Origin of the sequence: Ravibacter arvi (genome assembly GCF_039540405.1) — a bacterium.
GTDB classification, from domain to species: domain Bacteria; phylum Bacteroidota; class Bacteroidia; order Cytophagales; family Spirosomataceae; genus Ravibacter; species Ravibacter arvi.
This window is the reverse complement of record NZ_BAABEY010000032.1, coordinates 152795-161189: the sequence shown is the minus strand read 5'-3', so window position 1 is coordinate 161189 and position 8395 is coordinate 152795. Positions and strand designations below refer to the sequence as shown.

General features: G+C 51.6%; 3 protein-coding genes. All 3 read left to right on the top strand.

Annotation, left to right across the window (positions count from 1 at the left end; translation table 11 throughout):
* Positions 1-441: 441 nt before the first annotated feature.
* Genes ABD852_RS18720 through ABD852_RS18710 form a run of 3 tightly spaced genes read left to right on the top strand, consistent with a single transcriptional unit; the run spans position 442 to position 8380 of the window.
* On the top strand, positions 442-3711 hold the full coding sequence (locus ABD852_RS18720; protein WP_345031660.1) for a SusC/RagA family TonB-linked outer membrane protein: 3270 nt from the start codon (positions 442-444) through the stop codon (positions 3709-3711).
* 14 nt (positions 3712-3725) lie between these two features.
* Positions 3726-5537, top strand: a complete 1812-nt coding sequence (locus tag ABD852_RS18715) for a RagB/SusD family nutrient uptake outer membrane protein (RefSeq protein WP_345031658.1) — start codon at positions 3726-3728, stop codon at positions 5535-5537.
* Positions 5538-5563: 26 nt separating this feature from the next.
* On the top strand, positions 5564-8380 hold the full coding sequence (locus ABD852_RS18710; RefSeq protein WP_345031656.1) for a SusC/RagA family TonB-linked outer membrane protein: 2817 nt from the start codon (positions 5564-5566) through the stop codon (positions 8378-8380).
* Positions 8381-8395 lie beyond the last annotated feature (15 nt).

Sequence of the window (8395 nt, the reverse complement as noted above, 5' to 3'; positions counted from 1 at the left end):
CTGGAGGAGATCCACAAAAAGTCTTTAAAACATAAAAAAAGGTCGGAATTTCTTCCGACCACGACTGCCATACAGCGCCCTTTTTCTTTGGTCTACATTTTTTTTAGGCGTTTCTGGCTTGTATTGGGATAATTTTAATAAATAATTGAATGTAACAAGTAGAATAGGGAGTTCTTTGCTTTGAATAGTACAGACAAGCCGGCATTCCCGGCCAACTTTATTAACCTAATTCGATACGACTCATGCCTATGGACAAACTATTTACTTTCCCTGATCCTGCAGTCTGCTGCTTTTCGCGATCAAAATAGGAGTACGCTCTCCGAAGCTTAAAATACCAATAATTCTTTCAGTTTAACTGATCAGACTTCCCGTCCGGCTCATGCGTCTGTGTGTACGCACGCTTCGGGGGAATCGGATTTTATATTCTATAACCCAAAAAAGATGGCACGAAAATTTACGTTTTTGCTTGTCATGGTTGCATTTGCAATTCATCTGCCAGGCTATTCTGCCGATCCCCCGTCCGGTTTTGCGGAAGCATTTAAAACGAACCCCGGAAAATCGGAAAAGCTCCGGGCGCAGGCTGACACCGTTTCCGAAATAAAAGGAACGGTGAAAGACAGCAAGGGCGAGGCGCTTATAGGGGTCAACATTATGGTGGAAGGCACCACAAATGGTACGACCACCGACGTAGAAGGGCGCTTCTCCCTTGGCAGGATTTCCAGTAAATCGGTTTTAAAAGTTTCGTATATCGGTTATTTATCGCAATCGATTCCGGTAAATACCAAAACCGTATTCGACATTGTGCTTCAGGCCGACGAAAAAATACTGGAAGAAGTAGTGGTGGTGGGGTTTGGCTCTCAGAAAAAGCAAAGTGTTGTAGGGTCAATTGTCCAGATGTCGCAGGATGTGATCAAAAGAAATGGAAACGTAACAGACCTTCGCGAGGCACTGGCCGGACAGTTGCCGGGAATCAACGTTCTGACGTCTTCGGGCGAGCCGGGCGGGATTACTACCGGTGAGAGCGCCACCAATATCTTTATCCGCGGGCAGAACACCTGGAACGGCGGACAACCCCTGGTACTGGTCGATAACGTGGAGCGGAGTATGAACAACATTGACCCCAATGAGGTTGAAACAATTTCTGTTCTGAAGGATGCTTCGGCAACAGCCGTATTCGGTGTAAAAGGCGCCAACGGAGTCATTTTGATCACCACAAAACGCGGCCAGCAGGGGAAAACAAAGCTTAGCGTTAATTACACTACGACCGCCAAGATGGTATCAAAGACGCCCGAAAAGCTTGATTCCTATGAGGCGATGCGCCTTAAATCGGAGATTATTGAGCGGGAAGGGGTTTTGAACCAGCCATCGTGGAACGCTTATGTGCCCTTCGATATCATTAGCCGGTATAAGTTGCCGCAATCAGCAGAGTATGCCGAGATCTATCCCAATGTAGATTGGACCAAAGCAGTTTTCAAGGATGTAGGTTTCTCCCACCGGGCGACATTGAGCGCCCAGGGCGGGAGCAAGGCAGTCCAGTATTTTGGTTCTCTCGCTTATCTGCATGAAGGAGATATGTTCAGGGACTACGACAATGGCAAAGGGTATACGCCCAACTACAATTTTGACCGGTTTAATTTCAGGAGCAATATAGACGTACAGGTTACGAAGACCACCAAGCTCAAGGTAAACCTGGCCGGGTATTACAGTCAGAAAAATACCAATTTCAACAACGAAGGTAGCACGGGCCGGGCCGATCAATGGATGTGGTCATCGGCGTATTTCCTTGCTCCGAACCTGTTTTTGCCCAAATACAGCGACGGCTTTTGGGGGGCCTACCAGGAAGGGGCCAACAATACGGTGAATCCGCTCGTCGTGATCTACAACATCGGGATCAGGCAGACCCGCTCGACCCAGCTTAATTCTGATTTTACGCTCGAGCAGGATCTTGGATTCCTCACGAAAGGGCTCAAAGCGATGGGTATGTTGTTTTATGACAATACCATCCGTTCGGAAGGAGGGATTTACGATAATGCCAATTCCGTTCGTCCCGCGGAGGCAGCCACAAATGTTGCATTCAAGCAAATTTATCCGATGCTGTACAAGGGGCCTGAGCAAGACCCGAGCGAGTACACCGCTTACCTCCCGATCAGTGACGATGAGTACGACTGGGTCATCAGGCCGTGGACCATCCGCCAGGAAAATATCCAGGCCGCCAACTGGGATACCAAAATCCCGGTGAGCAGGCGCCTGATGTACCAGTTCCAGCTTAATTATGCCCGCAAATTCGGCCAGCATAACGTTACCGGGATGGGGTTGATGAAGCGTGAGGAATTTGCCGAAGGCAGTATGTTCAAAAATTTCCGGGAAGACTGGGTTTTCCGTGCGACTTATGATTATAAGACCACCTACCTTCTTGAAGTAAACGGAGCTTACAACGGTTCGGAACAATTCGGACCTGGCTACCGCTTCGATTTTTTCCCTTCGCTGGGGGTGGGATGGGTCGTTTCAAACGAAAAGTTCTTTAAAGCCGGCGCGTTCGATTTCCTGAAATTGCGGTATAGTGTCGGTAAAGTCGGAGATGACAATATCAGCGGCGGGAGGTGGTTGTATGCATCGCAATATGCTTTTGGCGGTACTTCCCGGCTCAATGCCCAGTCGAACGGAAGCAGCCCATACCGGTTTTACAGGGAGTCGGTGGTGGGCAATCCCAACATACACTGGGAGACCGCGCTGAAGACAAATTACGGCCTGGAAATGGGTTTCTGGCAAAATGCGCTCAACGTTAATTTTGACTTTTATACTGAAGACCGAACCAATATCCTGATGTCGGGCGGTAGCCGCGCTATCCCGTCATTTTTCGGGGCAACCCCGCCCAGCTCCAACCTGGGCCGCGTAAAATCAAAGGGTTTCGAACTGGAGCTGAAATTCAACAAGCAGCTGGGCGCCGATTGGCATATTTGGGGAAATGCCTCCTATGCGAGGAATACCAACAGAATCATCGCGCGTGACGACGCGCCGCTCCAGGCAAATTATCTCAAGCAGGCGGGGTACCCGATCAACCAGACCCGGAGCCTTATCAGCGCCGGTTTTTATAACAATTGGGACGAAGTGTACGCCTCCGTACCGACAGAAACCAACGATGCGCAGAAGCTTCCGGGTTATTACAATATGATCGATTTCAATGGGGACGGCGTGATTAAGTCTGCCGACGATGTGGCGCCCTACGGTTACTCCGAAGTGCCGCAGAACACAGGGACACTTACGCTCGGCGCGAATCGAAAGGGCCTCGGGTTTTCTTTCCAGCTCTACGGCGTAAACAACGCCAACCGGGTGATCGCGTTCAACAACTTTATGAACGACACCGACATCGTTTTCGGGCATGCAATGGATTACTGGTCCAAAGACAACCAGAATGCTACTTCTTTCCTGCCGCGTTGGAAAACACAGGGAGAAAATGTAGGCAACTACTATGTCTATGACGCCTCTTTCCTGAGACTCAGAAATGTGGAAGTGTCTTATGCTTTTGACAGATCTCCCTTTTTCGCCAAAAGGAAAATATCCAATATGCGCGTATTCCTGAACGGGACCAATCTGATGTTCTGGTCGAAGCTTCCGGACGACAGGGAAACCACCTATTCGGGCGGAAGCGCAACCCAGGGCGCCTATCCGACCATGAGGAGAATTAACCTCGGGATCGATTTCTCATTCTAAAAAAGAAGATACCAATGCTATATTTTCAGAAATCATGGTCGCACAGGGCCTTCCTTTTATCGCTGGCCATCCTGATCATCCCACTGAATTCCTGCGAGGATTACCTCAATAAAGCACCTCAGACCGATGTCAGCGAGAAGGACGCATTCGGCAATTTTATTAGTTTCCAGGGATACATCGAAGAAATGTACAACTGTATCATGGACCCGAATAAAGGCGGTGCATGGAACAAATATCTCTTTGCCGACGAAACACTGAACAATTACCCCTATGCTTTCGACAACGGGAACTACTGGGGAAACGAAGGCTATTTCTACGGGCAGAACGTCAACACCACCGATAACAATTCCAGGACCAAAAGGGTGTGGGAATATGCCTGGTATGCGATTCGGAAAGCGAATACCGCGCTGGAGAAAATTGACAAACCGGGCTTGTTTGACGGAACGGCGGAAGAAAAAAATCATATCAAGGGACAGGCGCTGTTTTTCCGGGGCTGGTTTTATTTCGAGATCTGCCGTTATTGGGGCGGGATGCCCTACGTTACAAGGGCGCTCGACCCCAGCGAGGACATGAGCCTGGAAGAGTTTAATAGGCTGACTTTCCAGGGCACGGCACTCAAGATGGCAGAAGACTTCCGGGCCGCCGCCGATCTTCTTCCCGATCACTGGGACAATTCCGGGCCGGGACAGGCGACGTCCGGCCACAACCGCGACCGGATCAACAAATTTCATGCGCTCGGTTACCTCGGTAAGGCCCTCTTGTATGCCGCCAGCCCGATGATCAACGAAGAAGCGAAAGGTTCGGCCGCATTTGACCCTGAACTCGCAAAGCAGGCCGCGGAGGCTTTCGGGGAGCTGTTGAAACTGGCCGACGAAACCAGGATTTATTCGCTCCAAAGCTGGTCAAGCTGGACCGACAATTTCTGGCGCTGGAACAACGAAAGGCCGGGCGGTACGGAATGCATTATGGTGCCGATTATTTTTGATCGCGGACGTGTCAGGTGGTCTACGCTCGGTGCTACCGTTCCTTCGTCTTTTGCCATGAACAGCGGAAGCGACGCCGACGTGCCTACCCATAGCTTTACCAAGAATTACGGAATGGCCAACGGGCTGCCGATCAGCGACCCTGCTTCCGGCTACAATCCCGCTGATCCCTGGACCGGCCGGGATCCGCGTTTCTACAAGGATATTGCGGTTGACGGCGACCAGATCCACAACGCCTCCGGCCAGGATAAGTTTGCTCAGCTTTATACCGGCGGCTTTCACAGGTCACAAATTAACCCACCCAGCGTGACCGGCTATTATCACAAGCGGTATTCCCCGATCGGACCGGAATTTACCACTTCAAAGGCCAACGGGCTGCAGGCGTATATACCTTATCTCAGGTTGGCAGATATCTACCTGATGTATGCCGAAGCGGTCAATTTTTCGACCGGTGGCGGACCCAAAGCGGCCGCTTCCAATTACACGATGACTGCCGAAGACGCCATCAATGTCATACGCAACCGGGCCCAGGTTCCGGACATTGCGGCCAAGTTTACTGCGTCAAAAGAAGCTTTTTTCGAGGAAATCATACGGGAAAGGGCAGTTGAGCTTGCCTTTGAAGGCGCCAGGTTCTGTGACCTCCGGCGCTGGAACCTGAATGGCGATCCGCGCTTTCTCGACAAGACCGCCATCGATTTCGACAGGGGGCCGAACGGGAAGCCGATCAATATCACGGAACGGCTCATCGTTCGGCGTTCGGTCGAAAAAAAGCATAACTGGCTGCCGATACAGGTGGGCGATACCCGGATCTTCAAGGGTTTTCCGCAGAATTTCGGCTGGTAGAATTTTACATGTTAAGACAGGAAAAAATGAAACTAGTTATAACGTTGCTCATGCTGGCCTGTTTGGGTTATACCGTCGATTCCCCGGCGCAGACCGATAGCCTCAGTACAGCAAATGGTATCGCGCCGGACTCCCTGGTGAACGTTGCATTCGGGAGGAAAAACCTCCGGGAAATTACGGGTTCGGTCAGTGTTGTCAATACAACAGCCGCCACGCGCCTGGATTATGTGCCGTACGTCGGAAACTTCCTGAATGGCAGGGTACCGGGCATGATCGGAAGCAACAATATCCGGGGTATCGGTATCGGGATCGATATTGCCGACCTGACCGGAAGCGGGTTGCTGTCGGGAAATGCCATGTATATCGTGGACGGTCTTCCGCGGGACATCGAGGGACTGCGCACTTCCGAGATTGAGAGTATCACAGTACTGAAGGACGTAAATGCCGCCGTGCTCTATGGCAGCGCCGCGATGAACGGCGTTATCATGATCACGACAAAACGCGGTCAGGCCAACCAGCCGTCAACGACGGTTAGCATCAACCGGGGCGTAGGCGTCCCGCAATCGTTGCCCAAATACCTGAATTCTGCCGATTATATGGAGTATTTCAATATCGCCAGGGCCAACGACGGGCTGAGCCCCCAGTACAGCGCCGAGATGATCAACAACTACCGTACCGGGAACCCGTATCGCTATCCGAGTGTCGATTATTACTCACGCGATTATCTCCGTTCCGGGAAAGCATTTTCAGACATTATGACCGAATTTTCCGGGGGAGATGAAAATGCGCGCTTTTATGCCAATGTCGGGTGGAATTCCAGTGGCAGCCTGATGAATTTCGGTGAAGGCGGCAAGGGACGGAACGATATTTTCAACGTTCGGGGGAACGTTGACCTCAAAGTCAACGACTGGATCAGCACCGCTATTGACGCTACGGCTTTTTTCGGCAGGAGAAGAGATTCCCGGAGCAATTACTGGTCCGCTGCCGGCACAGTGCGCCCGCATGAATTTGCGCCGTTGATCCCGTTTGACCTGATTGATCCCGAAAATGTTCTCCTGAAAGGCAGGAAAAACGATGTAGATGGCAAATATCTCCTGGGCGGTACGACTAATTTCCTTTCAAATGCTATCGCCGATTCTTATTCGGCGGGAAGTTTCGAAGCGATTTACAGGAAATTTTCTTTTAACAACCGGGTCAATTTCGACCTCGCTCAGATAACGCCGGGACTATCGGCCCAGACCAACGTAAGTTTTGATTACCTGACAGGCTACAACCAGACCGTGCCCAACCAGTATTCTGTCTATACGCCGACCTGGTCCGATACCGAAGATCGTATCGTAAGTCTTACGCAACACGGCCAGGACACGCGTCCCGGGACACAGGTGGTGGGAAACGCCTTTTTCCGGCGTCGCTTCGGCTTTTACGGGCAGCTCGTCTACGACCGTACTTTCAGCGACCTGCACCATTTCAGCGGACGGATCGTCGGTTTCGGCAGCCAGTTCAAAGAGACAGGCGATTTTCAGGGCGTGAAGCAGGCGCACCTTGGTTTCCAGGCAGCCTATACCTTTGACCGGCGCTATTCGATCGATTTCAGCGGGGCACTGGTGAATTCCACTAAGCTTGCCGAGGAAAACCGGATAGGGTTTTCCCCCACCGTCGGACTGGCCTGGATAGCGTCTTCGGAGGACTTTCTCGCCGGGAATTCTGTGATCGACTATCTTAAGGTGCGGCTGTCAGCCGGGATGCTGAAGTCTGACCAGCCCATAGGCGGGTTTTTTTACTACGACAGCCGTTACAATACTTCCGGCAGCTACAACTGGTTCGAGGGCGGCAGGAGCCGCAGCGGCGTCCGTTCCGCCATGTTTGGTAACGTGAACCTCGGTTTTGCCAGCCGCGATGAGCTCAATCTCGGGATAGAGACACGCCTGCTCGACAACCGGTTCGGGTTTGAGACCAATCTTTTCTATAGCTATTATAACAAGCTGGTTACGAGACCGACATCGGAATTTCCGAGCTTTTACAACGACTTTATTTCGTACCAGAACTTTGAGGCGGACCGCTATACGGGCGCCGACCTGAACGTCACTTACGACGAATCTTTTGGCGACTGGCGCATCGGCGCCGGGGCAAACCTGCTCCTGGTTACTTCGAAGCGCATGATCGTGGCCGAGACCTACGATTACGAATACCTCAACAGAAAGGGCCTTCCGAAAGATGCAACTTTTGGCCTTGAAGCGCTCGGCTTGTTCCAGAGCCAGGCGGAAATCGACAATAGTCCCCGCCAGATGTTCGGCACCGTACGCCCGGGCGATATCAAATACAAGGACCAGAACGGCGACGGATTTATTACCGCCAACGACGAGGTATACCTGCGCCGCTACCAGGCGCCCGTATCAGGCGCATTGCAGCTCAGGGTCGGGTACAAAAACCTGAACTTTTTCTTGCTGGGTGAGGCGCGTTTCGGGGTGAAAAATTTCCGTGAAAGCAGCTATTTCTGGTTGGACGGAAACAAGAAGTATTCGGAAATGGCGCTCAAATCATGGACGCCTGAAACTGCCCAAACCGCCGAACACCCGCGGCTCAGCTCAGCTACCAACAGTAACAATCACCGTCGGTCCACTTACTGGCTGTACAGCGATAATTACTTTCAACTGCGCCGGATGCAGGTGACCTACGACTTCAGCCCGGCTTTCGCCGGCAAGTTGAGTATGCGCAACCTCAGGGCTTTTGTCAACGCGGGCGACCTGTTCCAGTTTGCGGCCAACAAGGAAATCCGGAAAATGAGGATACAGTCAGAACCCGCCTACCATTCCTTTTCGGTAGGGGTGACGGCTGATTTCTAATTCTTAAGATCGAAA

Bases quoted from the DNA above. Each gene is read 5' to 3' on its own strand.
- ABD852_RS18715 (WP_345031658.1), top strand. From the start codon at position 3,726: ATGCTATATTTTCAGAAATCATGGTCGCACAGGGCCTTCCTTTTATCG.
- ABD852_RS18720 (WP_345031660.1), top strand. From the start codon at position 442: ATGGCACGAAAATTTACGTTTTTGCTTGTCATGGTTGCATTTGCAATT.
- ABD852_RS18710 (WP_345031656.1), top strand. From the start codon at position 5,564: ATGAAACTAGTTATAACGTTGCTCATGCTGGCCTGTTTGGGTTATACC.